The 26,140-nt window shown below is 37.1% G+C and carries 29 protein-coding genes; 15 read left to right on the top strand and 14 right to left on the bottom strand.

What is annotated here, in order from left to right; genetic code table 11:
• Nucleotides 1–35: 35 nt before the first annotated feature.
• Nucleotides 36–1,136, bottom strand: a complete 1,101-nt coding sequence (locus H7K77_RS01305; RefSeq protein WP_235988795.1) for an AI-2E family transporter — start codon at nucleotides 1,134–1,136, stop codon at nucleotides 36–38.
• A 189-nt stretch (nucleotides 1,137–1,325) separates the two neighbouring features.
• Here H7K77_RS01305 and H7K77_RS01300 point away from each other — a divergent pair, with 189 nt between their 5' ends.
• From H7K77_RS01300 to H7K77_RS01290, 3 genes are all read left to right on the top strand, one after another.
• Nucleotides 1,326–3,059, top strand: a complete 1,734-nt coding sequence (locus H7K77_RS01300) for a phospho-sugar mutase (RefSeq protein ID WP_186575911.1) — start codon at nucleotides 1,326–1,328, stop codon at nucleotides 3,057–3,059.
• A 314-nt stretch (nucleotides 3,060–3,373) separates the two neighbouring features.
• A complete protein-coding gene (locus H7K77_RS01295) occupies nucleotides 3,374–4,129 on the top strand; it encodes a TerC family protein (RefSeq protein ID WP_186575910.1) in 756 nt (251 codons plus the stop codon).
• A gap of 72 nt (nucleotides 4,130–4,201) precedes the next feature.
• Complete coding sequence (locus H7K77_RS01290) at nucleotides 4,202–4,651, top strand: OsmC family protein (RefSeq protein WP_186575909.1); 450 nt, start codon at nucleotides 4,202–4,204, stop codon at nucleotides 4,649–4,651.
• Nucleotides 4,652–4,789: 138 nt separating this feature from the next.
• Here the strand turns inward: H7K77_RS01290 and motB are convergent, their stop codons facing one another.
• Together motB and motA are read right to left on the bottom strand one after the other, a co-directional pair.
• Nucleotides 4,790–5,584 (bottom strand): flagellar motor protein MotB, encoded by a 795-nt coding sequence (motB, locus tag H7K77_RS01285; protein ID WP_186575908.1) that lies wholly within the window; start codon nucleotides 5,582–5,584, stop codon nucleotides 4,790–4,792.
• Nucleotides 5,559–6,365, bottom strand: a complete 807-nt coding sequence (gene motA / locus H7K77_RS01280; protein WP_186575907.1) for a flagellar motor stator protein MotA — start codon at nucleotides 6,363–6,365, stop codon at nucleotides 5,559–5,561. The genes motB and motA overlap by 26 nt, the downstream gene beginning before the upstream one ends.
• 244 nt (nucleotides 6,366–6,609) lie before the next feature.
• On the opposite strand from motA, the gene H7K77_RS01275 reads away from it, so the two are divergent.
• Both H7K77_RS01275 and H7K77_RS21455 read left to right on the top strand, forming a co-directional pair.
• On the top strand, nucleotides 6,610–7,854 hold the full coding sequence (locus H7K77_RS01275) for an aminopeptidase (protein ID WP_186575906.1): 1,245 nt from the start codon (nucleotides 6,610–6,612) through the stop codon (nucleotides 7,852–7,854).
• A gap of 486 nt (nucleotides 7,855–8,340) precedes the next feature.
• On the top strand, nucleotides 8,341–8,463 hold the full coding sequence (locus H7K77_RS21455; protein WP_268911880.1) for a hypothetical protein: 123 nt from the start codon (nucleotides 8,341–8,343) through the stop codon (nucleotides 8,461–8,463).
• Nucleotides 8,464–8,535: 72 nt separating this feature from the next.
• Here the strand turns inward: H7K77_RS21455 and H7K77_RS01270 are convergent, their stop codons facing one another.
• The gene (locus H7K77_RS01270) at nucleotides 8,536–10,350 is read right to left on the bottom strand and encodes a DNA ligase D (protein ID WP_235988794.1); all 1,815 of its coding nucleotides are present in this window, start codon (nucleotides 10,348–10,350) and stop codon (nucleotides 8,536–8,538) included.
• A gap of 117 nt (nucleotides 10,351–10,467) precedes the next feature.
• On the opposite strand from H7K77_RS01270, the gene ku reads away from it, so the two are divergent.
• The 3 genes from ku (at nucleotide 10,468) to H7K77_RS21450 (ending at nucleotide 13,423) form a co-directional block, all read left to right on the top strand.
• Nucleotides 10,468–11,403: a non-homologous end joining protein Ku gene (ku, locus tag H7K77_RS01265; protein WP_186575904.1), complete on the top strand. Its 936-nt coding sequence runs from the start codon at nucleotides 10,468–10,470 to the stop codon at nucleotides 11,401–11,403.
• Between the two features lie 413 nt (nucleotides 11,404–11,816).
• The gene (locus H7K77_RS01260) at nucleotides 11,817–12,845 is read left to right on the top strand and encodes an acyltransferase family protein (protein ID WP_186575903.1); all 1,029 of its coding nucleotides are present in this window, start codon (nucleotides 11,817–11,819) and stop codon (nucleotides 12,843–12,845) included.
• Between the two features lie 446 nt (nucleotides 12,846–13,291).
• Nucleotides 13,292–13,423 (top strand): hypothetical protein, encoded by a 132-nt coding sequence (locus H7K77_RS21450; protein WP_268911879.1) that lies wholly within the window; start codon nucleotides 13,292–13,294, stop codon nucleotides 13,421–13,423.
• Nucleotides 13,424–13,562: 139 nt separating this feature from the next.
• On the opposite strand, the gene H7K77_RS01255 is transcribed toward H7K77_RS21450, so the two are convergent.
• Nucleotides 13,563–14,285, bottom strand: coding sequence for a YwaF family protein (locus H7K77_RS01255; RefSeq protein WP_186575902.1), 723 nt, complete (start codon nucleotides 14,283–14,285; stop codon nucleotides 13,563–13,565).
• A 197-nt stretch (nucleotides 14,286–14,482) separates the two neighbouring features.
• Here H7K77_RS01255 and H7K77_RS01250 point away from each other — a divergent pair, with 197 nt between their 5' ends.
• From H7K77_RS01250 to H7K77_RS01240, 3 genes are read left to right on the top strand one after another with little or no spacing between them, the layout of a single operon-like run.
• Nucleotides 14,483–15,820 (top strand): sodium-dependent transporter, encoded by a 1,338-nt coding sequence (locus H7K77_RS01250; protein ID WP_186575901.1) that lies wholly within the window; start codon nucleotides 14,483–14,485, stop codon nucleotides 15,818–15,820.
• Nucleotides 15,821–15,835: 15 nt separating this feature from the next.
• Nucleotides 15,836–16,147, top strand: a complete 312-nt coding sequence (locus tag H7K77_RS01245; protein WP_186575900.1) for a YwdI family protein — start codon at nucleotides 15,836–15,838, stop codon at nucleotides 16,145–16,147.
• Between the two features lie 21 nt (nucleotides 16,148–16,168).
• Nucleotides 16,169–16,537 carry a DUF423 domain-containing protein gene (locus tag H7K77_RS01240; RefSeq protein WP_186575899.1) on the top strand — a complete coding sequence of 123 codons (369 nt, stop codon included), beginning with the start codon at nucleotides 16,169–16,171 and terminating at the stop codon, nucleotides 16,535–16,537.
• Here H7K77_RS01240 and H7K77_RS01235 read toward each other — a convergent pair.
• The 5 genes from H7K77_RS01235 to hemQ form a co-directional block, all read right to left on the bottom strand.
• Nucleotides 16,530–16,778, bottom strand: coding sequence for a hypothetical protein (locus H7K77_RS01235; protein ID WP_186575898.1), 249 nt, complete (start codon nucleotides 16,776–16,778; stop codon nucleotides 16,530–16,532). The genes H7K77_RS01240 and H7K77_RS01235 overlap by 8 nt on opposite strands.
• Before the next feature lie 135 nt (nucleotides 16,779–16,913).
• Nucleotides 16,914–17,411, bottom strand: a complete 498-nt coding sequence (gerQ, locus tag H7K77_RS01230) for a spore coat protein GerQ (RefSeq protein WP_186575897.1) — start codon at nucleotides 17,409–17,411, stop codon at nucleotides 16,914–16,916.
• 103 nt (nucleotides 17,412–17,514) lie between these two features.
• The gene (locus tag H7K77_RS01225; RefSeq protein ID WP_186575896.1) at nucleotides 17,515–17,937 is read right to left on the bottom strand and encodes a cell wall hydrolase; all 423 of its coding nucleotides are present in this window, start codon (nucleotides 17,935–17,937) and stop codon (nucleotides 17,515–17,517) included.
• A 318-nt stretch (nucleotides 17,938–18,255) separates the two neighbouring features.
• Complete coding sequence (locus H7K77_RS21445) at nucleotides 18,256–18,387, bottom strand: hypothetical protein (protein ID WP_268911878.1); 132 nt, start codon at nucleotides 18,385–18,387, stop codon at nucleotides 18,256–18,258.
• A gap of 95 nt (nucleotides 18,388–18,482) precedes the next feature.
• Nucleotides 18,483–19,232 carry a hydrogen peroxide-dependent heme synthase gene (gene hemQ, locus H7K77_RS01220; RefSeq protein WP_186575895.1) on the bottom strand — a complete coding sequence of 250 codons (750 nt, stop codon included), beginning with the start codon at nucleotides 19,230–19,232 and terminating at the stop codon, nucleotides 18,483–18,485.
• A 286-nt stretch (nucleotides 19,233–19,518) separates the two neighbouring features.
• Here hemQ and pta point away from each other — a divergent pair, with 286 nt between their 5' ends.
• The gene (gene pta / locus H7K77_RS01215) at nucleotides 19,519–20,490 is read left to right on the top strand and encodes a phosphate acetyltransferase (RefSeq protein WP_186575894.1); all 972 of its coding nucleotides are present in this window, start codon (nucleotides 19,519–19,521) and stop codon (nucleotides 20,488–20,490) included.
• Between the two features lie 75 nt (nucleotides 20,491–20,565).
• Here the strand turns inward: pta and H7K77_RS01210 are convergent, their stop codons facing one another.
• Both H7K77_RS01210 and H7K77_RS01205 read right to left on the bottom strand, forming a co-directional pair.
• Nucleotides 20,566–20,859, bottom strand: a complete 294-nt coding sequence (locus H7K77_RS01210; protein WP_186575893.1) for a hypothetical protein — start codon at nucleotides 20,857–20,859, stop codon at nucleotides 20,566–20,568.
• A 5-nt stretch (nucleotides 20,860–20,864) separates the two neighbouring features.
• The gene (locus tag H7K77_RS01205) at nucleotides 20,865–21,065 is read right to left on the bottom strand and encodes a helix-turn-helix transcriptional regulator (RefSeq protein WP_186575892.1); all 201 of its coding nucleotides are present in this window, start codon (nucleotides 21,063–21,065) and stop codon (nucleotides 20,865–20,867) included.
• A gap of 159 nt (nucleotides 21,066–21,224) precedes the next feature.
• Between H7K77_RS01205 and menC the strand changes: the two genes are divergently transcribed.
• On the top strand, nucleotides 21,225–22,346 hold the full coding sequence (menC, locus tag H7K77_RS01200; protein ID WP_186575891.1) for an o-succinylbenzoate synthase: 1,122 nt from the start codon (nucleotides 21,225–21,227) through the stop codon (nucleotides 22,344–22,346).
• Between the two features lie 192 nt (nucleotides 22,347–22,538).
• Here menC and H7K77_RS01195 read toward each other — a convergent pair whose 3' ends face one another.
• Nucleotides 22,539–23,381, bottom strand: a complete 843-nt coding sequence (locus tag H7K77_RS01195; protein WP_186575890.1) for a lipoate--protein ligase family protein — start codon at nucleotides 23,379–23,381, stop codon at nucleotides 22,539–22,541.
• A 386-nt stretch (nucleotides 23,382–23,767) separates the two neighbouring features.
• Between H7K77_RS01195 and H7K77_RS01190 the strand changes: the two genes are divergently transcribed.
• Together H7K77_RS01190 and H7K77_RS01185 are read left to right on the top strand one after the other, a co-directional pair.
• Nucleotides 23,768–25,063: an HD domain-containing protein gene (locus tag H7K77_RS01190; RefSeq protein WP_186575889.1), complete on the top strand. Its 1,296-nt coding sequence runs from the start codon at nucleotides 23,768–23,770 to the stop codon at nucleotides 25,061–25,063.
• Between the two features lie 83 nt (nucleotides 25,064–25,146).
• Nucleotides 25,147–25,641 carry a YwgA family protein gene (locus H7K77_RS01185; RefSeq protein WP_186575888.1) on the top strand — a complete coding sequence of 165 codons (495 nt, stop codon included), beginning with the start codon at nucleotides 25,147–25,149 and terminating at the stop codon, nucleotides 25,639–25,641.
• Nucleotides 25,642–25,782: 141 nt separating this feature from the next.
• Here H7K77_RS01185 and H7K77_RS01180 read toward each other — a convergent pair whose 3' ends face one another.
• Nucleotides 25,783–25,965: a 2-hydroxymuconate tautomerase gene (locus tag H7K77_RS01180; protein WP_186575887.1), complete on the bottom strand. Its 183-nt coding sequence runs from the start codon at nucleotides 25,963–25,965 to the stop codon at nucleotides 25,783–25,785.
• Between the last annotated feature and the right edge of the window lie 175 nt (nucleotides 25,966–26,140).

The following is a 26,140-nucleotide window of genomic DNA, read 5'->3' as shown; positions in this document are numbered from 1 at the left end:
TCTCAAGGAGTCCTTCTATTAATTAATTATTATAGTTAAATGATATTCTGTTCATTCTGTGGTTGATCTTTCTTCCATTCTTGGTAAAAGTGGGCGGTAATCGTTTTAAGAACTGCATAGGCAGGAATGATAAATAGTAAGCCGAGGAAGCCTGCAATACCTCCTGCTGCAAGAACTAACGTAATAACCGTTAGTGGGTGTAATTTTAGTACTCGCCCCATTACATTAGGTGAAATAAAATTACTTTCTATTTGTTGTGCTATTACCATGACAACAAGTGCCCACACTGCCGTCATCGGTTCTTGGAAAAAGGCTACCAAGACCGCTGGTATTGCTGATAAGAAAGGTCCGAGAAACGGAATGAAATTCATGATTAATCCAAACAATGCTAGTGTCATGGAATATTCTAAACCAATGATACGATAACCTATATATAGCATAACCCCAACGCAAATACTAACGATAAATTGTCCTTGGATGAAGGAAGCTAGTGTATGATTTATACTTGTTGTTAATTTTTTGAAACTATTAGCTTTAGGCTCACTAAGGAACTGACTAATAAATGGGACAAATTTATCACCGTCTTTAAGCATAAAAAATAGAAAAAACGGGATAAGGAAAAAGGAAAATACAAATCCAAATATTTGTCCGATAAACTCAATCAGAAACCCAGTAATGTTTTCTACATATGTATCAAGGTTATTGGTAAACTCTTGAATGTAGTCTAATACCTGTTCTGGTAAGAATGTTTGACTATCTTGCCATAGGTTAACAACAGTTTTAGACTGCTTAACCATATTCGGAATGTTATTAATAAATTTATTAAATTGTGTTTCAACAATAGGAGCAATGTAATTAACTAATAAGAACCCGACGAGAAGTATAAGAAGAAATACAATAATAATTCCAGCTATTCTAGGAATTTTATGTTTTTCTAGATAATTAACAATTGGATTTGTCACATAAAAGATAAATCCCGCACCGATAATGGGGACAGCGATAGCAGCAATGTATGCTCCTACTGGTACGAAAATAAAATTTGTGATTGATATTAAGTATATTAAGATAAAAATTAATATAGCTGTTACTAAGCTTTTAAACCATCTAGTTTGAAACAACACGAACACAACCTTCATTCTATTATTTACTAAATTATACAATTAATTGATAGATTTATCATCATTAATTCTATTAATAGCATATCCTTTAAGAGAAAGATATAAACATAGGTTATGTTATTTCAAACTTTAGGAAGCATGATAGAATAAGGGAAGGTAATATGTTAATATTTTCTTATTAATAAATGTTTCTAAAGGAGGAGCAATATGGCTTGGAAAGATACATATCAGAAATGGACTTCTTTCACTTCACTAGATGATAAATTGAAAAAACAGTTAGAAGAAGTGGCTAAATCAGAGAAAGAACTAGAGGATGCGTTTTATAAAGATCTTTCGTTTGGGACTGGTGGCATGCGAGGTATGCTCGGACCTGGAACAAATCGAATGAATATTTATACGATTCGTAAGGCTGTAGAGGGATTAGCTAATTACATAGGTGAAACACATTCTAATGCGAAAGCTAGAGGTGTAGCGGTTGCTTATGACTCTAGACATATGTCAAAGGAATTTGCTGTAGAAACTGCAAAGGTATTGGGTGCACATGGGATAAAAACATATGTATTTGAATCACTACGACCAACACCTGTACTGTCGTTCGCTGTTCGTCATTTAAATGCAGTCGCAGGTGTTATGATTACTGCTAGTCATAACCCTCCCGAATACAATGGGTTTAAGGTATATAACGAAGATGGTGGTCAACTTCCATTGGATGAAGCAGGAGCTGTTATTTCAAAAGTTAATCAGGTAGAGAATGAATTAACAATACCTGTTAAACAGCAGTCAGATGTGGAATCAAACGGCTTATTAGAATGGATTGGGGAAGATGTGGATCAAGCCTATTTAAAAGAATTGAAGACAATTTCTAAGCTATCTCCGACTGATGTCAAGGGAAATGGTCCATTACAAATCGTGTTTACACCATTACATGGAACATCACACGATTTAGTACTAAAAGGATTAGATCAATTAGGGTTTGAAAATGTACATGTCGTAGCTGAACAAGCACAACCAGATCCAGAGTTTTCAACAGTTACCTCACCAAATCCTGAAGAGCACCAAGCCTTTTCAATGGCTATCGAGCAAGGAAAAGAACGTGATGCAGATATCTTGATTGGTACGGACCCTGATGCTGACCGTTTAGGTGTTGCTGTTAAGGATGGACACGGTTCTTATCAGGTTCTAACAGGTAATCAACTTGGTACACTATTACTTGATTACACGCTATCCCATCTCACGGAAGAAGAGAGAAAAAATGGCTATTTAATTAAAACGATCGTGACAACAGAAATGGGTAGAACTGTTGCTAAAAGCTATGGTGTAAATACCATTGATACGTTAACTGGATTTAAATTTATCGGGGAAAAGATCAAAGAGTTTGAATCAAACGATAATCAGTTTTTATTCGGTTATGAGGAAAGCTATGGTTATTTGTTAGCTAGTTTCGTAAGAGATAAAGATGCCTTACAAGCGGCTATGGCTGCCTGTGAAATGGCAAGCTTTTGGAAAGCAAAAGGAAAAACACTGTTAGAAGCTTTGCATACACTATATGAGAAGCACGGCTACTATTTAGAAGGCATGAATTCCTTAACGTTAAAAGGAAAAGACGGTGCTGAACAAATTGCTGCTATCATGAATGATATTAGAGAAAATCCATTTTCAACAATTGGCGGTCTTGATGTCGTAAGTATTGAAGATTACCAATTACAGGAGCGTCATCTAGTTAAGACGGATACTAAAGAAGCAATACAGTTACCACAAGAAAATGTTGTGAAATACCTATTAGCTAAAGATAGCTGGGTTTGCTTACGACCATCTGGTACAGAACCTAAAATTAAATGCTATTTTGGTGTATCAAGCACCACATATGAAGAAAGTGATAACCTTTTAGAAGCGCTGAAGCAAGAAATGGATAAAAGGATGACCGCTGTAACCGAAGGCTGACTACACAAATGAACAAATCGAGTTAAAATTGCATATTGATTTAAAGAAAAGGGGAGAATATTAACCGTACCAGTAGGTGGTAAACTCCCTTTTTCTAAATTGTTTGACAGAAGGCAATTGTATCTATAATATAATAGCTATACATAAAGGGGAGTAGCTGTACAATTAAAGTCGTCATTTCGAGAGGAAACTCTCCGGCTTAATTGGCAACTCACGTTGTTAGCGAGACCTTTACCCACCAGTGGTAAAGGTCTCATTTTTTATGGACTTTGCCACTAGTGGGATTTATAAATTAGTTTGGAGGAGTGAAGAATTTGGATGCACAGCTATTGTTAGAATATGGTTGGGTACTACTTGTATTAATTGCATTAGAAGGACTTTTATCTGCAGATAATGCATTGGTACTAGCAATTATGGCTAAACACTTACCAGAGGAACAACAAAAGAAAGCATTAAATATTGGGCTTATGATGGCCTTTGCTTTCCGTGTAGGTTCGTTATTCATTATTTCATTTTTATTTCACGTATGGGAAGTACAGGCGCTTGGGGCAGCTTACTTACTATTCATTGCGATCAAGCACTTAGCCAAGAAGGACGAAGGCGAAAAACAAGTGAAAGTGAAGAGTTATCGGGCAACAATAGCATCTATCGCTTTTGCTGATATCGCTTTTGCAATTGATTCTATCTTGGCAGCTGTTGCATTAGTAATTGCCTTACCAGAAACGGGTTTAGGCCACTTTGGAGGAATGGATGCAGCTAAATTTATCGTCATCGTTCTGGCAGCCATTGCAGGTCTAATTGTTATCCGATTTGCAGCAGCTTTCTTCGTAAAACTGTTGAATGAGCGTCCGAGCTTGGAAAAAGCAGCTTTCGTAATTGTAGGGTGGGTTGGTATTAAGTTGCTAATGAACGTACTAGGTCACGAAGATGTTCATTTAATCCCACACGAGTTTCCTCATTCTGTAACATGGAAGCTTATCTTCTACACTGTTTTAGTAGCCATTGTTCTAATCGGCTGGTTCATGTCAGGTAAGAAGAGTGAAGAAAAAGATAACCAACCATCTAGTTAATAGACAAATTTAAGGTAGAAGGGATCCCTTCTACCTTTTTTACACTTATAGCGTAAAGGAAGAGGAGAAACCATGACATTACATCATTTTCATTTAAAAGCAGACTGGCCAGGTGGGCGCAATAATGTTGGCCGTATAGAGGCGGAAAATTTAAAGACGAAGATATCTATCCCAAAAGAAATGGATGGGCCTGGAACAGGCACCAATCCAGATGAAATGTTACTTGGGGCTGCTGCAACTTGTTATATTATTACGCTGGCGGCAATGATTGAGCGTGCGGAACTACCACTTCATTTCATGGAACTTAGCTCAGAAGGGGTAGTTGACGTCACAAATGGTATCTTTACCTATCAAAAAATTATCCATAGGCCCACGATTATATTAGAAAAAGACGCAACCGAAAAACAGCTTCAAAAAGCAATTAGACTTACCGAAAAAGCGGAAGACTCCTGTATGATTTCCAGGGCAATAAGGGGGAATGTGCAGATTGATCTGGAACATGATGTTTTTATACAAAAATAAATTGGACTTTCAATATGTGAATAATAAAATTTCGAGGGACTTTTGAATAAGAAGTAGGATTGATAATGGGATTAGAGCGAAAAGGAACCATACACCAATAAAATAATCGGTGTGTGGTTCCCGTTGGTTATTCTAATTCTACTCTTTGCCTGTATTAATTTTATAGTTCGGTAAAATTAGAAGTTCTACTCTTCTATTCTTTGCTCTATTAGAATCCGTATCATTTGGTGCTATTGGTTTGTATTCACCGTACCCCATTGCACTGAATTTCTGTGGATCTAATTCAGAGTTGGTTAATACTAATCGCATAAAATTGACGGCTCGCATTACACTTAAGTCCCAATTGGATTTGTATTGACTATTCTGAATTGGTTGATTATCAGTATGGCCACTTACGATAATTTGATGGGGAGGTTCTGTATAAAGGATGTCAGACATCTCTTTAGCAATTTCCTTCCCATCCCCTTTTACTACCGCACTACCTGAGTCGAAAAACACATCATTCAAAATGGCAACCATTAAACCTTCATCTGTTAATCTCGTACCGAGTACAGCGGATAGGTTGTTTTCATCAATATAATTATTAATCTCTTGCTGTAACTGTTCTAACTGATTTAATTCCTGTTCACTTTTTGTAGCATCATTTTCACTAATTTCTACAGGCTCTTCCATCTCTTCATCGTTTTGCATATCAGTAATCGACTCTTTAGGACTTTCTACAGGACTACTCCTATGCTCCATGATTCCTTCGCCACCTGCAGCAAACTCACTTTTCATAACTTGTGAGAGAGCTTGATACTTTTGCGCGTCAATATCACTCATTGCGAAAAGAACGATGAATAAAGCGAGTAACAAGGTCAACATATCAGCGTATGGGATTAACCATGATTCATCAACATGATGCTCATCATGCTGTTTCTTTTTGCGGCTCATTATCTCCATCATCCTTTCTAAGCTTCTTCAATTCTGACGCAGAAAGGTAGGAACTCAATTTGTCCTTAAGTACCATCGGAGACTCCCCATTAGCTATGGATAAAAGACCCTCGATCATAATATGCTTTTCTTGCATTTCGTTTTTTGACTTTTCTTTTAATTTATTTGCAAAAGGATGCCACAACACATAACCTGTAAAAATACCAAATAAGGTTGCAATAAAAGCTGCAGAAATCGCGTGGCCAAGTGCATCAATATCATCCATATGACCAAGTGCAGCAACTAATCCAACAACTGCCCCTAATACACCTAGTGTGGGAGCGTAGGTACCTGCTTGAGTGAATACAGCAGCACCCTTCTGGTGACGTTGTTCCATGGCATCTATTTTCTCATCTAGTACATCCCTAATAAAATCGGGTGTCTGACCATCTACCACAAGCTGAACGCCTGAACGAATGAACGGGTCATCGATTTCATCTACTTTAGCTTCTAGAGCTAATACACCCTCTTTTCTAGTTAGCTCAGCCCATTCAGTAAAACGATCAATGATAGAAGGGATATCACTACCTTTTTCTTCCCTAAACAATATCTTGAAAAGTGTTGGTACCTTTTTAATAGTACTTGCTGGAAAAGCAATCAAGACAGAAGCTGCGGTACCCATGAAGATAATTAATAGGGCAGCAGGATTAAATAATGCTATAAGACTAACCCCTTTTAATACCATCCCAACTCCAATTGCAATAACACCGACGACAAGACCAATAACGGATGTTTTATCCATATTTCCACTTCTTTCTATGTCTATTTTCCTAACTTTATAGGTTATTTTGTCTCTTTAAAGAGAATTTTGTATTATTTTGTATAAATAGTATAACAGATTAATAGGATTTCAATAGGTATTAAATTAAATTTTATTATTGGTATAATTAGTAATATCGCAGCTTATCGATTATTATAGATGTGAATTCTTTTCATTGTAAAAAAGATGTGAAATAATAGTAGAAAAGGTAGGAGGGAACATATCAATGACAGTAAGCATGGAAACGTTACAGAAATATGCTAAACTCGCTATTCAAACAGGGGTCAACCTTCAAAAAGGACAAGGACTATTAATTAATGCTCCAATTGAAGCAGTAGAGTTTGTTCGTATAATTGCTAAAGAGGCATATGAAACGGGTGCCAAAAATGTACATATTGAATGGAATGATGGAGATTTAACTTTTGAAAAAATGAAGCATGCAACAATGGAGGTTCTGGAAAATTTTCCGAAGTGGAGAGCTGATGGTTTAACCGAAATGGCTAAAGATGACTATGCTGTATTAACTGTGTACGGCGAAAACCCTGATTTACTAAAAGGGATCGAGGCTGAGAGGATTTCAGCAGTAAATAAAGCAGGTGCGATTGCGCTTAGTGAATACCGAGATTATATGATGAATGACAAAATTCGTTGGTCCATTGTAGGGTATCCAACATCTGGTTGGGCTGAAAAAGTATTCCCGGACGTATCCCCTGAAGCAGCAAAAGATAAGTTATGGGATCAGATTATCAGTATTGCACGTGTAGATCAGCAAAATCCAATGGATGCATGGGATAAACACAACGAAACATTAAAACAAGCACGTGAGTTTCTAAATAAGAAGCAATATAAAAAGTTGATATACAAAGCAGAAGGAACAGACCTAACAATTGAGTTACCTGAACATCATATTTGGCACGGAGGTGCAGCAACTTCTGCAAAAGGAGTGCGATTCAATCCGAATATGCCAACTGAAGAGGTATTCACAATGCCACATAAATACGGAGTTAATGGAACTGTTTCTAGCACAAAACCACTTAGTTACGGTGGAAATTTAATTGACAACTTTACCCTAACATTTAAGGATGGAAAAGTTGTTGATTTTTCAGCTGAGCAAGGTGAAGAAGCGTTAAAGCATATGCTAGATACAGATGAAGATGGGGCGAGAAGACTAGGGGAAGTCGCGCTTGTTCCACACGAATCACCGATCTCCCAATCTGGAATCATCTTCTACAATACATTATTTGATGAAAATGCATCTTGTCATTTGGCTTTAGGTAAAGCTTATCCTACCAATATAAAAGATGGCTCAAATATGGACACGGAAGAAATGGATAAACACGGTGTTAATGACAGCTTAATTCACGAAGACTTCATGATTGGTTCAGCAGAACTTAATATTGATGGTGAAACTAAAGATGGCAAGTTAGAACCTATATTCCGAAATGGCACATGGGCTATTCCATTTGAATAAATGATAGAAAAAGCAACAGTGAGGTGCTCCTCCTGTTGCTTTTTTACTTTTTGTAGGGATTAATATGCTGACCGTGATAACCAAGATAAACCAAATGCGTCGAACGGAACAGGGAATGCGTCAACCTACGAGGTAAATGCGTCGAATGGGAGAACAAATGCGTCACCCCCACGCAGCAAATGCGCCGAACAGGAGAATAAATGCGTCAATCCATAGGAATGCGTCGAACGGAAGAACAAATGCGTCACCCCCCCGGGTCAAATGCGCCGAACAGAGCAGGGAATGCGTCACCCCACGCAGCAAATGCGTCGAATAGGAGAACAAATGCGTCAATCGGCAAATATGCGCCGAACAGAGCAGGGAATGCGTCCCCCCACGAGGTAAATGCGCCGAACAGGAGAACAAATGCGTCAATAGGCAAATATGCGCCGAACAGAGCAGGGAATGCGTCCCCCCACGCAGCAAATGCGCCGAACAGGAGAATAAATGCGTCAATCCATAGGAATGCGTCGAACGGAAGAACAAATGCTTCACCCCCCGGGTCAAATGCGCCGAACAGAGCAGGGAATGCGTCCCCCCACGCAGCAAATGCGTCGAATAGGAGAATAAATGCGTCAATCGGCAAATATGCGCCGAACAGAACACTGAATGCGTCTCACCTAATAAAACATTTTTAAAATCCTATCCCCTAATAAACTGCTTTACCATCTCAAGAGATTGTCGGTCTCTTGCCTGGTGATAACTAATAAAAGGACACCCATTTTGCTGGACACGTTTCACAACATTGTGAATAGTAAAATTGGCTGGATCAAGATTTTGAGTAATCTCTTCCCAATACAATGGAGTAGAAACGGTTGCAGCATCCGTTTTCCGAGGGGAATAGGGAGCGATTAATGTTTTGTCTTTCCCGTGTTGAATATAATCTAAATATAAGCGGTTATTTCTATTTTTCTTTAACCTTTCTGTTGTAAATAAATCTCCGTGTTTCTTCTCTAATAAAAGGGCTAAGGCTTGTGTGAATGTTGCAGTTTCATCATAAGTTAAGCTGTTCTCAGGGATGGGGATGTAAACTTGTAACCCTTTATTTCCTGAAGTTTTTACAAATGAAGTTAATTGAAGCTGGTCAAGCAACTGTTTAAGTAAAGTTGCAGCAAATATCGCCAAATCAAATTCATTGATGCTTGGTGGATCAAGATCGAATACTATTTCTATTGGTGTGTTTTTCCCCATTAGTTGAAAAGGGACATGATATTCAATAGCCCCATGATTGCCAAACCAAACAAGTGCATCTACGGAACTACAGTCTAGCAACGTTTCACCACCTGACTTCATTCCTGCTACATAGTCTGGAGCGTAATCAGGCATGTGCTTCTGATAAAAAAATTCTCCGTCAATTCCATCAGGGCAACGAATCAAAGTTAACGCTCTATTTTTTACATGTGGCAACATATAAGGCGAAATTTGTCTTAAATAATTAAGCAAATCCCCTTTTATTACATGCGGTTTGTCCCAAAATATCTTATCTTGTTTTGTAAGCTCAATGGATGTTGGAAACATAGATAACGCTTCTCTAACCTTTGAAAGAGTGCAATCCACAGGCTTAAGATCAAAACGGAATTGCTTAAACTGCGGCTCCCTTAACTCTCCTTCTTCCACTCCTAAACAATTTACGTCTACACAAACGCCTGGAGGCACAGTGAAAATAGTTCCTTGCTTAGTTCCATTAGAGTGGAGGAACTGTTTGATTGTTGCCAGTTCATCTCCTTCTAATCCATGTTTGAATTTACCGAGAATAATAGGTGCTTCATGATCAAACACGGATATTTCAAAATAACCATTGTCTTGATCAAAGGCGGTAATAAACCCAGATAATGTCCGCCAGTTTTTAATTTTAAACCAGTCACCATGACTTTTTCCTTCCGTGTAATTGCTATCCACGCGTTTGGCGATTACACCCTCACCTAAATGTTGATCAAGTAGATTCCAAAGTAGATTGGGGTCTGAATGGGAAGCTACGTAACCGATTCTTTCTTCCCAATCAACCTCGTTTTCATATGTAATAGCTAATAGCTCCATGACCTTCTTTAAATCTGATTTTCGATTCTGGAATTTATTTTTGTAAAGGGATTTTCCGTTTAATTGTAATAGGTCAAAGGCCATAAAATGAGCAGGTCTTTCTCTTGCTGCTTGAGTTATTTTATCCACAGACTTAAACCTTCCCCTTTGCTGTAATAGGGAGAAGTTCGCTTGGTACTTTGTATTTAAGATGACAATCTCACCATCTAATTTCAATGGTAACAAAGATGCTACTTTTTCTTTTTTGTTTTGACAATATTCAATGATCTCGGGAAAATTTGCGCTCAAATCCTTCCCATTTCTACTTATGAGTTGGACACGATCCTTATTTATCGTTAAGGTCGCACGAAATCCATCGTACTTTATTTCATAAATCCACTGTTCTCCAGATGGAATGTCTTCACTTGGTTTTGGTTGCATTAATGCCATATCAACACCTCAGCTTTAGTTTTACTCCTACTGAAACTTATTATTCTTTTCATAAAACATAAAACAAAGGATTCTGCACAATCTAACTAAAAAGGAGGTTCAACTAACATGCATACAATGTGGAAAGGAACCATCAGTTTTGGCCTTGTTAATATACCTGTTAAGCTGCATGCAGCTACTGAAAATAAAGATGTAAAACTTAGACAGCTTCATAAAGAGTGTCAATCACCAATAAAATACGAGAAAATTTGCCCGGTGTGTGAAGTTGAAGTTAAGAATGATGATATTGTCAAAGCGTATGAATATGCTAAAAATAAATTTGTAATGTTAACGGAAGAAGAGTTAAATGAATTGCAAGAGCTGCAAACCGATAAAGCAGTGGAGATTGTGGACTTTGTGCAATTAGAAGAAATTGATCCTGTTTACTTTGAAAAAAGTTACTATCTTTCTCCAAACGAAGGTGGAGGAAAAGCTTATTCCCTTCTCCGTGCTGCGCTTCAAGAGACGGGCAAAATTGGTGTCGCAAAAATGATTATCCGATCTAAAGAACAAATGGCAGTTATTCGAGTGTACGATAATACCCTTGTCGTGGAAACCATTCATTATCCTGACGAAGTGCGAAATGTGCAAGATGTACCCAATGTACCGGAGCAAACGGAAATCCCACCAAAAGAGCTAGATACAGCGAAGATGCTCATTGACCAATTAACAGCGGAGTTTGACCCTGAAAAATATCAAGATGAGTATCGTCAATCCTTGTTGGATCTAATTGAAGAAAAGAAAAATCAAGATCAAACTACAACAGCTAAAGAGAAGCCTGTTGCGACAAATGTAACAAACTTGATGGAGGCGTTGGAAGCATCACTTGATCGAGCAAAACAAACGAAGCCTGCTACCGAAAAGCCAAAACAGAAAACTACAACTGCTGAAAAAGATGCTGCACCACAAGAAAAGACTACAGCTAAGAAGAAAGCAACGGAAAAGAAACTCACTAAACCTAAGGTTGCGGCCCCCAAAAAGAAAGCTACAAGGAAAAAAGCATAAATGCTATGATCCGAGAAATGTTCTGACAATGATCAGAGCATTTTTTTATTGGATTGCTTTATCTATATAATGCCTCTTCCTGTAGTAGCTGATTTTACAGTTAAAACGACTGAGGAAAATTAGTAAAACAATTAGGTTTTAGTAAACAGCCTAGTGAGTAATGATAAAAAAACTCTACTTATTTCGTATCATATAGGTACGTTCATAAGTAAAGATAGTTATGAATATATCAATGGAATCTCTATAGGAATAGGTACTAGTACCTATTCCTATAGAGATTCCAAACTGTTAAAATTTTGATTTCAATTGAAACAATGCTTTTACAATTTGTTTACAAACCATATAAATGGTTCACCATTGATCGAATGCTTTATACACATGGTATTATAACTACAACTTAGAGGATGATTTATATGAAAAGGGAAGCTTTCTTTGATAATGCGAAGCTCTTTTTAATTTTTTTAGTAGTATTTGGTCATGTTATTCAACCAGTCACGGGGCAATATTACATTAGTGAAGTTTTATATAAATGGATTTATTTATTCCATATGCCAGCTTTTATATTTGTCAGTGGTTTTTTTGCAAGAGGTAGCGCATCTACCGGTTATTTACGGAAGCTAGCCAAAAAATTATTGGGTCCATACCTATTCTTTCAATTACTATACACGGGTTACTATTATCTAATTGGCAAGCCTGAATGGGAATCAAGTCTTTATGATCCACAATGGGCGCTTTGGTTTTTGGTAAGCTTATTTAGTTGGCATTTATTATTGATTGGTTTTAAAAAGATGCCACCTTTATTTGGAATCATTCTATCCGTTGAGTTAGGGATTATCATTGGCTATGTGGACATGATTGATCATACGTTTAGTTTATCGAGAACATTTGTCTTTTTCCCATTCTTCTTAATAGGCTATTGGTGTACGAAGAAGAATATAGCCCAGTTAAAGCAGAAATTCATAAGATTAGCTAGTATCTTTATTCTTTTAACATCATTCATATTTCTACTGTTTATGCCCGATTTATCTATTTCCTGGTTACTAGGATCTCATTCCTATCAGTCAATGGGAGCTGCAGAGCTAGGAGGATTGATACGGTTTGCTATTTACCTTATATCAATATTAATGATTGTCAGTGTACTGGCTTGGATTCCTGAAAAGCAATATTCATTTACAAATTTGGGCCAAAAAACTATATATGTTTACCTACTACACGGCTTATTCATCCAGTATTTTAGGGTTCATGATTTGATTGAGGTTAACACATTTTTGGATGGGATAGGGTTAGTTGTGATAACAGCTACTATTGTGTGGTTTTTATCTAGTAAACTAGTGGTTGCGTTGACGGAACCATTAATAGAATGGGAGATTTCTATCCTTCAATCTTTTTTCTTAAAACAGCGAAGGAAAAGAAAAAGCATGAAAGAATCAAATGTACATTAAGGCTGTTTTTAATCAGTATGTATGGGGATACCCCGTGCATTCTGGTTGAAAAATTTAGTACTGGGAAGCGTCTGACGGAATTTTAAACCTTAGTTCATTTTTTTAAAGCTAATTTATTAGCGCATAGTCTATCATAGTCTATCTGCCTCAAGTAAAAAAAATTCTAAAAATAGGTTTAGGTAATTTGTATTTAGGGAAAAGGGTATGCGTTAATCAGACTTCTATATCTTTTATACTATTCCAACCAATATTTATAGTTGAATAGTAAAGGTTAATTGGGATGGGAGGAATAGGTAACACGCTAGGTGGGTAACTTTAAATATATTACATAAATTTGGTAAGCACTTGATAATGAACATATTTAACTGTAAAATATAACAATATAAGTAAAACGTTTTTGTTACATAGATAACGGTAAGCGCTTTCAATAAGGAGGGTTATATATAATGAATCACTTCTCTTGTTTTGTAGATAGTGTTGAAAAGGAGTTGAGTCGAAAGCTTTCCGAAAAGGAACGAGAATTTCTGGCATGGCTATATCAACAGCATAAAGAAGAGAAAAAGCTGAAAGCAAATTGATGGAATAGTTAAAATGTCCGGTATTAACCACATCATACATAATGATTACATAACAAAAGCTCAAAACTTTATGACAGGTTCTGAGTTTTTTTGATTTATAAGTACGACCGCTAAAATGTCTAATTGTATTACCTTAACTTTACCCTTTCCTACCTATTACATAATTCCATCCACAAAATTGTAGAATAAAAACAAATAAAGTAATGGCGCCTAATTTGATATAGTACCAGAATCCCGTGCCTAGTAAATCTAATGGCGTATTGGCTGTAGGCTTATTTGCTAGAAATAAGTAGTTTGCATCCAATAAAGGGTTTAAGAAATAGCCAGTAACCAATGCATATAACACCAGTAATCCATATGAACCTACTAAAGCTTGCACGTGTAACTTTTTGCCATGTATGATCATGACAAATAGACTAGACCAGGATATAGCCATGTGGTGGATAAAAAATTTAGAAAAACGGTAATGGTGATAGTCATAAGGTAACTCTGGTGTTACCAATGCCATAAAGGCTGGGACTAATCCAAAGAAAAAACATATGTACGAAAGGTGTGTATTCTTAGTTGCTAAAGCTACCATTGCTATTAGCGAAGCAATACCACAAAGATGGAGTGGTAAATAGCCACTAGGATTCCATAGGCCATTGACTATCGACCAAGTTTGATAGGAAGTTTCAGACATTAGTAAAAAGCTAAATAACGTCCACTGGATATAAGGAAGTAAGGGGGAGAATTTATCTTTGTATTTTAGTATGGTTAAAAGAAATAGTACTCCAACAAAGTAAAGGATTAGCATTGTAAAGTGACTAGAAGAGAAAATTTCGAAATATTGCGTGGAATCTTTTGCAAACCATTTATCCATTAATCTCCGCTCCATTCTAGTTTTAAATAAGTATGATGGGATATGACTTTTAGCTTAATGATGTTTCGTGTAGAATATAGTAATTGAAATGATAAATTATATGTTATAACAATTCAAGATTTCAATAGTGAAGAAAATGGCCTCAACTAACTAAGGAGGTCAGAAGAATTGCAAATCAATAAAAAGGAGTGGAATTTGTGCAGCGAGAAAATTGGGCATCAAGATTAGGATTTATGCTAGCAGCGATGGGATCAGCTGTTGGATTAGGAAATATATGGCGTTTCTCTTATGTTGCAGGGGAAAATGGTGGAGGAGCATTCTTGATCATCTACTTAGCTAGTATTTTAATTATTGGTATTCCATTACTGTTAACAGAAGTTAGTATTGGAAGAAAAGCACAAAGTGATGTTGTGGGCTCTTATCAAACACTAGCGCCCAAACAGCCGTGGTTTTTAGCAGGTTTCCTTGGTGTTGGTAGTGCGTTTTTAATTTTAAGTTTTTATAGTGTAGTTGCTGGGTGGGCGCTTTATTATCTATGGGAGTATATAACTGGTTCCCTATCGATTGAACCCACTGAGGGATATGGAGCAGCTTTTGAAACATTTATTAGCACAACATATCAGCCTTTATTCTGGCATGGGTTATTTATGTTTATCACAATCTTTGTTGTATTAGCTGGTGTGAAGCAAGGAATTGAACTTGCTAATAAAATCTTTATGCCGATACTAGCTATATTATTATTAATTTTGGCTGGATATAGTTTAACGTTAGATGGCGCAATGGAAGGAGTGAGGTTCCTTTTTACCCCGGATTGGTCTGTTCTTAGTGATCCATCTGTTTACATTGCGGCATTAGGCCAGGCATTTTTCTCCTTAAGCCTAGGCGTCGGTACAATGATGACTTATGGAAGTTATTTATCTAAAGAACATCGTTTGCCAAGTGCAACGGTAGGCATTGGGATCATGGACACGCTTTTCGCAGTGATTTCGGGTATCGTTATTTTTCCCGCTGTCTTCGCTTTCAATATTGAGCCGAGTTCAGGTCCACCATTGGTCTTTATTACGCTACCTGATATTTTTAGTCAGATGCCATTCGGTGGATTAGTAGGAATTCTATTCTTTCTAGCATTGAGTCTAGCAGCTATCTCTTCTTCTATATCAATATTGGAAGTACCAGTGGCCTATTTAGTTAGAGTGACGAAATGGAGTAGAAAAAAAGCATCTGTACTATCTGGCTTAATTATGTTTATCTTAGGTATTGCAGTATCTTTAGGAATGGGTAAGTGGAAGGATATTACTCCAATAGGGAAGCGAAATATTATGGACTCAATGGATTATATTGCATCCAATATTTTCTTGCCAATTGGTGGGCTTGTGATGGCAGCTTTTGCTGGATGGTACTTTACGAAGAAACAGGCTTTGGATGCGACTGATCTAAAGGATTCACCACTCGGGAATTTTTGGCTATTTATTATAAGGTTTGTAGCTCCAATCATTATTATCGTTATCTTCATAAATGGTATTTTCTTTAGCTAGAAAGGAGGAATTCTATTGGCTATTAGTAACCAAACAATACTAAGCAAAATGAATAAAGAACTACAACAGGCCATGGTTAGTAAGGACAGTAAACACTCATTTCGTGAGCACATCCATGCAATCCGCCTGATGTGTGATTTACTATTAGATGATGAGTCGGATTCAAAAATGGAGTCAGTGTCGCAAACTGCTAGTGAAGAATTGGAATTGCGAAAGATGATGGGAGACCTAAGTTCATCTCTAGCGAAACCTACAGTGGATAAGCCTCGTTCAAATGATAAAATAGATCATGATGATGCTAACGGTAGTTCTATATTTGAATTTTAGTAGTTAAAGGGAGAGGCGAAAATGAAAATCTTTTTATTATTAGGTATTCTCAATGGATTTTTAGCAGTTGCACTTGGTGCTTTTGGTGCACACGGTTTAGAAGGGAAATTATCGGAGAAGGCTTTATCCACTTGGGAGAAGGCAGTTAACTATCAGATGTTTCATACCATGGCCCTGCTCGTCACTGGATTATTGCTATCTAAGTTTCAAGGGACTCAGTTTGTGACGGCAGGTTGGTTCTTCTTTGTTGGAATTCTATTGTTCTCGGGTAGTTTATACATCTATTCTACAACAGCGATAAAAATGTTTGCTATGATTACCCCTTTAGGTGGAGTTGCTTTTTTAATTGGTTGGGTATTGTTAGGATATGCAGTAATAAAGTTTACCTAAAGTATATATAGCACACAAAGATAACAATTAGTACGGATCTAATTATCTGTTGAGCGAAAGGGAGTACTCGTTTTTTCTTCCATTCGACCAACCCTTCACAACCAAGACTAAGAGCAAGTGTTATACACCCTAGTAGAGCCAGGAACGTACTTTGATTTATAAGTGCAATGGCACCTAGTATTAAGGTGATGATCATTGTGAAATATTGTAATTGAACATATGCTTGAAACGGGTGACGCATGGATTATCCTCCTTTCTGAAAAAAGCACTTCGATTACAAGCTGGTACTTGAAAATCAAATCCTAGTTAAAATCTAAATAGTAAAAATCAAAACCCTTGCTGCGTGAAAGCGGCAAGGGTCTTTTTAATACCTAAGTTACCTTGGTGGGTAGGCGGATATTGGTGCTGCCCCATATGGATACTCGTAATTTAGTTCCTCATCAAATGTAATGTAATCTAAGTAAACCATTAGTAATAAGTATCTTCTATTTGTTTCAGGATCACTTAAGATGATGTGGTCTCTTCCTGCTGCTTCAATAATTCCCTTAAACACCTTTGCGTTCCAACGATCGTTATTTTCAAACGTCATGTAAACAGTTGCTAGTTTGCCTTTATTAAGACGTAGGATGTTTTCGATATAGGATTCTTCTACTGGTAGCATTCCTGGAACATTTGGTTGTGGTACTTGTGGAATCGGAGTTCCTAGTTGATACCCGTAAGGAACCTGCTGTGGTGTTTGGCCGTAACCATAGCCTGGATTATACCCTGGATATCCTTGCCCTTGAGCGATAGACGCCCCTGGTACTGCCTGTGCTCCTGGATTGTACGCAGGATAATATCCTTCAGGCGTTTGTCTGTTTTCTTCATTGCTCATGTAAACCTCTCCCTTCAAGATGTGAAACTTAAAACTTTTTTAAGGCTTTATGGTGTATGGAAAGAAGCTTCCGTAAGCAGATGCCTCCAAACCATTAACCTAACTAATAAACATTTGGACAATCCGACTCTGATGGTGCAAAGAAACAGTGAGCTTTATATCTCCCTGTATTCCACTGATCAAACCATTGTGCTGGACAACTGCCTTCTGGTCTAAAAAACCATAGCGATGCGCTTGCAGGATGATACTTTTTTCCGTTTATCACCTTTCTAGCCAGATCAATGTCTTGCTGACGAGCTCGTTGATAGAAATAGCCTTTGACTGTAGCCTCAAATCCACCTGGTTTCTGATAAACCATGTCCCTGACGTTACGGATATCTTTGAAATCAGAGCAATCACCACGAACCCGGTTAACACCTGTGTTCCCAACCATTAACATTCCAAGTTGGCCGTCGCCTTCTGCTTCAGCCCTCATAAGACGTGCAAGTAGCTTCACATCTTCCTCCGTATGTTGTATTACAGCCATGATGTCACCTCTCTCTTCGAAGCAAGACAGCTTTTAGTGAATGTCGTACTGAGATAAGCACACATTCTCTAATACCTATAGGTATGCAACCATAACAAAAGAATGACTATATTTTTGAAAAAGATAGGGGATTAATTGTAGAGGAAACATTGATCTATTTCGTGAAGTGGTGGACAGGATTGGGTTAATAAGGGGAATCCTTCAAAATCAGGTAGACGAAAATAAAGTTCCTCACATATTTTTCCGGAGTGAAGTAGTTGAGATAAAATGCGTAGCAACTAACTTTTTACAATCCCTTTCCACAAAGAAAATCGCAACTTATTGAAGCAGATTAGTGCGGTTAATTCGTTCTGCCTTTAAATACCGCAACGATTGAGATGGATTAGTGCGGTTAATTTCTTCTACCTCAAAATACCGCAACGATTGAAATGGATAGAATAATTTTTGCAACGTATTTTATAGATATGATGACCAAATCATAAATAGCTACGAAAAAATCAAACAAAAAACAGATCCAAATATAATTTGAATCTGTTACATGTATATTAATTAACTTGTAAATAAGAAGAGAGACCTTCTGTTGTTAACAGGTTCCCTACATAAAATGGCCCAAACTCACCATATCTAGCACTAACTACGTCAAAGCGCATTTCATACACGAGTTTTTTGATATCTAATGCATCATGTGCGAATAAAGTAACGCTCCATTCCCAGTCATCAAATCCCATTGAACCTGTAATGATTTGACGGATCTTACCAGCATATTTTCGGCCTGTCATACCGTGCTCATACATCAATTTTTTACGATCATCCATAGGTAGCATATACCAGTTATCGTCACCCTCGCGACGCTTGTCCATCGGGTAAAAACAGATATGTTCCCATTTCGGAAGTCTAGGCTTTAGACGTGCACGAACTCCTGGATTATCTTCAGGGTTTTCGCCTTCTTTTGCCATGTATTTAGAAAGCTCTACTATCGATACATAAGAATAGGTAGGAATAGTGAATTCAGCTATTTTGGATTTATTTAGTTCTAGCTCTACTTCACTTAATTCTTCCATAGTAGGACGAAGAAACATAAAGATTAAATCCGCCTTTTGTCCCACAATCGAATAAAAAGCATTACTACCTTGTCTATCTTCTTCGATCTTATCCCATTTTGTTAGTAAATTTTCTAGCTCTGCAACTGCTTCATCTCGTTCTTCCTGAGTTGCGCGTTTCCAGGAGCTCCAATCTATTTTTCGTAAATCGTGTAAACAATACCAACCATCCATGGTTTCAACTGCTTCTGGCATGTAATATCTCTCCTTCATCGTAACTTCTATTTTTAATATAACATAATTAGGGAATGATAATCATTAAGGATGCAAGCAGTACGTAATCGGAATGCAAAATGCTATAACGCTTGTCGCTCTAACAGCCAATCTGATTTACCAACGATTGCTGTCCGTAAATTGTCACGTTTTTGACAAGAATAGAATAAAAAATTGCCAAAAAAGCGTATTCATTTTTCGTTACACTTTCATTCATACACAAAAAAGCGTATCATATATAACAGAAATGATTTTGGAGGGTTTAAACATGAGTGATTTATTTGAAAAGTTAAAAGGAAGTTTAAAAGAAAACGGGAGAAGAATCGTATTCCCTGAAGGATTAGACGAAAGAATTTTAACAGCTGCTAGTCAATTAGGTGCAGAAGGAATTTTAGTACCTGTACTAGTTGGAAAACAAGAGGAAGTAGAACAGAAGGCGAAAGAAATTGGCGTCGATATTACCAATACTGAAATTCTTGATCCTACTAATTATGCAGAGTTCGATGAAATGGTAGCAAGCTTTGTAGAGCGTCGTAAGGGAAAAGCAACGGAAGATGATGCCCGTAAGGCTTTACTTGATGAAAACTATTTTGGAACCATGCTTGTTTATATGAATAAAGCAGATGGATTGGTTAGTGGTGCAGCTCACTCAACTGCAGAAACAGTTCGACCTGCCCTTCAAATTATTAAAACAAAACCTGGAATTAAGAAAACATCTGGTGTATTCATTATGGTGCGTGAGGATGAAAAATATGTATTTGCTGACTGTGCAATCAATATTGCTCCTGATAGCCAGGATCTAGCAGAAATTGCCATAGCAAGTGCAGAGACAGCGCATTTATTTAATATAGAGCCGAGAGTGGCAATGTTAAGCTTCTCAACAAAAGGTTCAGCAAAATCTGATGAAACAGAAAAAGTAGCGAATGCAGTAGCTATTGCTAAAGAAAAACAGCCTAACCTTGTATTAGATGGGGAATTCCAATTTGATGCTGCTTTTGTTCCATCTGTAGCAGAGAAAAAGGCTCCAGACTCTGTTATCAAAGGTGATGCAAATGTATTTGTGTTTCCAGGATTAGAAGCAGGAAACATTGGTTATAAAATAGCACAACGTCTTGGTAACTTTGATGCTGTCGGTCCAATTTTACAAGGATTAAATAAGCCTGTTAACGATTTATCTCGCGGTTGTAACTCTGATGATGTCTATAAGCTAGCTATCATAACAGCAGCGCAATCTTTATAAGTAATGAGTAAGAGCTCGAGGTCTATTGGACTTCGAGCTCATTTTTAGGTGCTAAATGTTTTATGACAAAATGATTTAATAATTAGTTTTATTTTTATTAACAAAAGTAGTGATACTTCCAAAAACACTAATAGAAAGTAGGAAATACAATAATATATTAGGTAGGGAATTGGTCGGAACGATTTCAACTAAATGCAAGACAACGAGTAAAACAACTCCTAAGTAAAGAATGTTGAATAGCATATTATTTGTTTTATATTGTATTGCTTTACCACGCTCGTCTTTCCCTTCATAACTTGATTGAAACCTAATCACATACATTTGACTGATAAATACCATTACAATAAATAAACCTTCCAACCAAAACATAGTGGTTATTCCTCCTTGTAATCAAATACTTCCGTTAACGGCTTTTCAAAAGCACTGGCGATTTTGAAGGCGAGAATTAAGGAAGGATTATACTTATTTTTTTCTAGAGTAGCAATGGTCTGACGGCTGACGCCCACCCTTGTTGCAAGCTGCTCCTGGGTCCATCCCTTCTCTGCCCGATAGATGACTAACTTGTTAGATAGCACTTTTACCACCTCACATTAAATTGTAATATATTTCGTACAATTTGTAAACAATTTCTTACAAATAATCACATTTAACATTTGCCTCCATAAGTTATATTGGTAAAAAATTATGGTATCAGATATGATTAATCTAACAAATGCTAGAAGGGAATATCGTGTATGGCAGATCTTTTCTCGATAGAATCCGTTATCCTTCATCGACTTAATATGAAGCTAAAAGCACCATTTACAACTAGCCTAGATCATTTTCAGAACAAAGACTTTTATATTATTGAAGTAATCGACCAAGATGGAAATCAAGGCTTTGGAGAAACTGTTGCTTTCCCCACCCCTTGGTACACGGAAGAAACAACAGAAACAGTATTCCACATGATGGACAGCTTTTTAATTCCACTTTTACAAAAAAAACAACTCTCCCATCCGGATCAAGTTGCTGAGTTATTTATGCCGATACGAAGAAACAATATGGCGAAGGCGGGTTTAGAAGGAGCGATTTGGGATCTTTATGCAAAAAGACAAGCTATCCCATTAGCAGATGCAATAGGGGGAGACAATAAAAAGCCTGTTGAAGTAGGGGTTGCTGTTGGTATACAAGAAAGTCTGTCTGATTTGTTGAAAGTGGTTGAGCAGCATGTAACAGAAGGGTATAAGCGAATTAAGTTGAAAATTAAGCCAGGTAAGGATTTGACGATATTAAAGGAAGTTCGCAAACAGTTTCCTGACATTCCCCTCATGGCTGACGCTAACTCAGCTTATTCTCTCAAAGACTTAGATCATCTAAAGCGATTTGATGAATTAGGTTTGCAGATGATCGAGCAGCCATTAGGTCATAATGATTTTTTAGATCATGCCATGTTACAAAGACAAATAGAAACACCGATTTGTTTAGATGAAAGTATTCATACATTATCCGATGTGAAAACGGCTATTGCATTGGGGAGCTGTAAAATCATCACTATTAAACTAGGTAGGGTTGGTGGTTATACAGTTGCGAAAAAAATTCATGACTACTGTAGAGAACATGATGTACCTGTTTGGTGCGGCGGTATGCTTGAAGCTGGGATAGGACGTGCCCATAGTATAGCTCTTGCCACATTGCCACAGTTTATTTTACCGGGAGATACCTCGGCATCATCTAGATACTGGGAAAAAGATATCATTACGCCTGAAGTAACGATGCATAATGGATTAGTTCAGCTTCCAGACCTTGCGGGAATCGGCTTTGAAATAGATTGGCAAGCATTGGAATCCTATCGCATTCAGAAAATAGAGTATAAGTAGAATAATTTTGCCTTTTCAACAGGGTATGCGCCATTTTGACCAAGGAATGCGTCAAATAAAATGAGATATGCGTTACTTAATAAAAGAAATGCGTTTAATATGCTATATATGTGTCAGTCAAATGTGGAAATGCGTCAGACCTAACAACCACAATATCCAACTATAAAAAGGCACTAGGCGATCAACACATCATCATGTGAGATCGCCTAGTGCTTTGTCATTACGATCAATCATTTGTTCCATTCGTTTTTGGAAATCAACTAATTCGTCTTCGTTTAGATCATCGATACGTACGTCATTAGCTAAATTATTAATAGCAGTGACAATTCTGTCTTTAACATCAGCAACAGTCAAATCACGTTTTAATAGCTGCGATAAGGATTGCATCGTATCTGGTTCTATGATGGGATAATCAAATTTACCTTTTTCTCCTTGTAAGCCTAGACGATAGAACTCTTTTACAAGGCTAGCTCTTTCGGCACCATCACCTTCAACACATAAATATATTTGTACTGCTGAACCATTTTTCACTCGTCTTTGTGAAATTCCTGCAAACTTTTTGCCATTTATACTTAAATCATAATCACCAGGACAATAGGAACCTACAACTTCAAAAGCATCAATGGAGTCAGTAAGATCATTAAATATATGCTTGATAAACTGAACCATTGCATCATAACCATCGTGAATGCCAACATGCTTGGCGTTGGGTAAGATGAGCGACATATTCAGTACACCTTCATCTAAAACTACAGCTAAACCTCCAGAGTTTCGGACTACTGTTCGATAGTCTTGAGAATGTAACCAGTCTATCGCGGGCTTTACATATGGTAATCTTGCATCTGGAATTCCTAGAACGATTGTTGGATCGTGTACCCAAAAGCGAACCGTTGTGGGTGACATCCTATTCCCAACTGAAATAGCTAAGGCATCATCTACAGCAAACGAAGCCATAGCAGTTGGTAGTGCAGATGGTTCGCCGTGATCTATAAAGCGGATTGTTGAATTAGTAAAATACTGCTGCCAATCAGTCATTTTATTTGCTCCTTTATCATCTATCTCCCTCTTAAAGAGCGGAAAATAGAAGTCAAACTAGGCCAACGCCTTACTAAGGGCTGGGCTAGTGAAATTTTATTTAAATAAACCTATCCTATTATAGCAGATTGCGAAAAATCTGATTAGTAAATCATAGGTAGGATAGGGTATAACTTTTTTAAAAAAATAAAAATGCTTTTCCCTAGTGAGGACAGGGATTTAGACAAATTACCTAAGATTTCATGTGCGTTTTTTTAACAAAAACCATTTTTGTTCGCAGTAAACTATTATATAATGGTAGAACATTACGAATCTAAATAGACCCGAAACTACTATCTGATTACACAAGAAACAGGAGATCGAATAGGCAGAGAAAGGATCAACTAATGGCATACAAAGACGAAAAATTAGACGAAGAAAAGGTATTTAAAGATCCTGTACATAGGTATGTTCATGTGAGGGACCAGGTTATTTGGGATCTAATTGGTACGCCAGAATTTCAAAGGTTACGTAGGGTAAGGCAGCTAGGAACTACTTATCTTACTTTTCACGGAGCAGAGCATAGTAGATTTAACCACTCCTTAGGTGTTTATGAGATAGTTAGAAGAATTCTCTTGAACTTTGAAGGTCGGCCAGATTGGAATAACGATGAAAGGTTGCTTTGTTTATGTGCAGCGCTTCTTCATGATTTAGGACATGGACCATTTTCGCATTCCTTTGAAAAGGTATTTAAATTAGACCATGAGGATTTCACCAAGAAGATTATCCTTGGAGATACTCATGTGAATGAAATTCTAAAGCGTGTAGACTTAGAATTTCCACAAAAGGTTGCTGATGTCATAAATAAGACCTATGAAGACAAGCTTGTCGTAAGCCTGATTTCCAGTCAAATTGATGCAGATCGAATGGATTACTTGCAGCGCGATGCCTATTTTACAGGGGTAAGCTATGGCCATTTTGATATGGAACGAATACTGCGTGTCATGCGACCAGTGGAAGATCAAGTAGTTATTAAAGAATCGGGTATGCATGCTGTTGAAGACTATATTATGAGTCGTTATCAAATGTATTGGCAAGTATATTTTCACCCTGTAACAAGGAGTGCGGAGGTAATTTTATCTAAAATATTACATCGTGCCAAACATTTGTATGAACAAAATTACAAGTTTGATTTTGAACCAACACACTTTATCTCCTTTTTTGAAGGAGACGTTAATTTAGAAGATTATCTTCGTCTTGATGAATCAGTCGTCTTATTTTACTTTCAAATGTGGGCGGATGAAAAGGATTCAATTATTAGTGACCTCTGTGTAAGATTCACAAATAGACAGCTGTTTAAATATGTGGAATTTAATCCGAATTTACAAATGAAGGAATGGATGGAGCTATACAGTTTATTCCGTGATGTTGGTATGGATCCGGAGTATTACTTGGTTGTCGACTCCTCGTCTGATTTACCGTATGACTTCTACCGTCCTGGTGAAGAAGAGGAGCGCTTACCGATTCACCTTCTTATGCCGAACCAAGATTTAAGAGAGCTTTCTAGGGAATCGGATATAGTTGAAGCAATATCAGGAAAAAAACGAACCGACCATAAGCTTTATTTCCCATTAGATTTTGTTGAAGCATTGCCAGATGATTCAGAGGCCAAGGCAAGGATACTTGAAATCCTAAATAGCTAGTCTCTCTTTTAAAATGATAGTTTTAGGGTCAATAAAATAGGATATAAAAGCAGTTTTCTAACAGTAGATAGGAGATGTTTGTTTTGTTAGCAAATCATGCAAAATTAATGAAATTTTTCTCTGCATCGGAAGAGGTAGTAGGTAGAAAAAAACTACAAAAGATGATTTATATATTAAAGAAGTGTGGCGTTCCGTATGATGAAAAATATGAATTTCATTTCTATGGACCATATTCTGAGGAATTAACGCTACGTATTGAGGAGCTTTGTAACTTAGGCTTTATCTCGGAAGTAAAGGAAGATAAAAGTAATTATTATCAATACCGTTACGGGATGACACAACAAGGTGAAGAATTTTTGAATCACTCCCAGGTTGAGCTTCCGCCAATCGAAGATAAAATAGAGAAAATGAAAGAAAAGAGTTCACGTTTCTTAGAACTAGTCTCTACGATGCTCTATTTTGATGACTTAACAAAGGCTGAAATAGAAGAAAAAATTCAGGTTGTAAAAAAGAAATCAAACTACACAAGTAAAGACTTAGAAGAAGCGTGGCAGTTTATCGAACAAATACAGCACTAATATTTTATTACATGGTTTCTAGAAGTTATCAGCTTGTAGAAACCTTTTTATATGAAGGTACTTTTTCACTTAACTAGAGTACAGAAGGACAATAAAAAAAGAGCAAATCCACTTTGCTCTCTCTATGTTCATATTTAGTTTTTAGTCAATCAGTCTTTTCCCGCCTACACCATACAACTTTTTATCGATTTCTTCTACAAAAACAACAACTTTATCTTGAGATGCACCTGTAGTTTCAACTACCGCCTCCGTTACTTTCTCAATCAAAGCCTTTTTTTGTTCATCTGTACGACCTTCTAACATTTTTACTGTTACATATGGCATATAAATCCACTCCTTTTTTTAAAAAACTCTTTTCGTAACTATTGTTTCTTTTGTCACATTATCTATAGAATCACCAGTAATTGAGACGTTGATTTCCGCTCCGGGCAGTTGCTTTCCGTGGGCAACGCCTCAGCCTCCTCGGTCGCAAAGAACGCTCCCTGTGGGGTCTTCAGCT

The organism is Aquibacillus kalidii (assembly GCF_014280935.1).
Lineage (GTDB): Bacteria > Bacillota > Bacilli > Bacillales > Amphibacillaceae > Aquibacillus_D > Aquibacillus_D kalidii.
The sequence above is the reverse complement of the archived record's forward strand: the minus strand, read 5'-3'. Positions and strand labels throughout refer to the sequence as shown.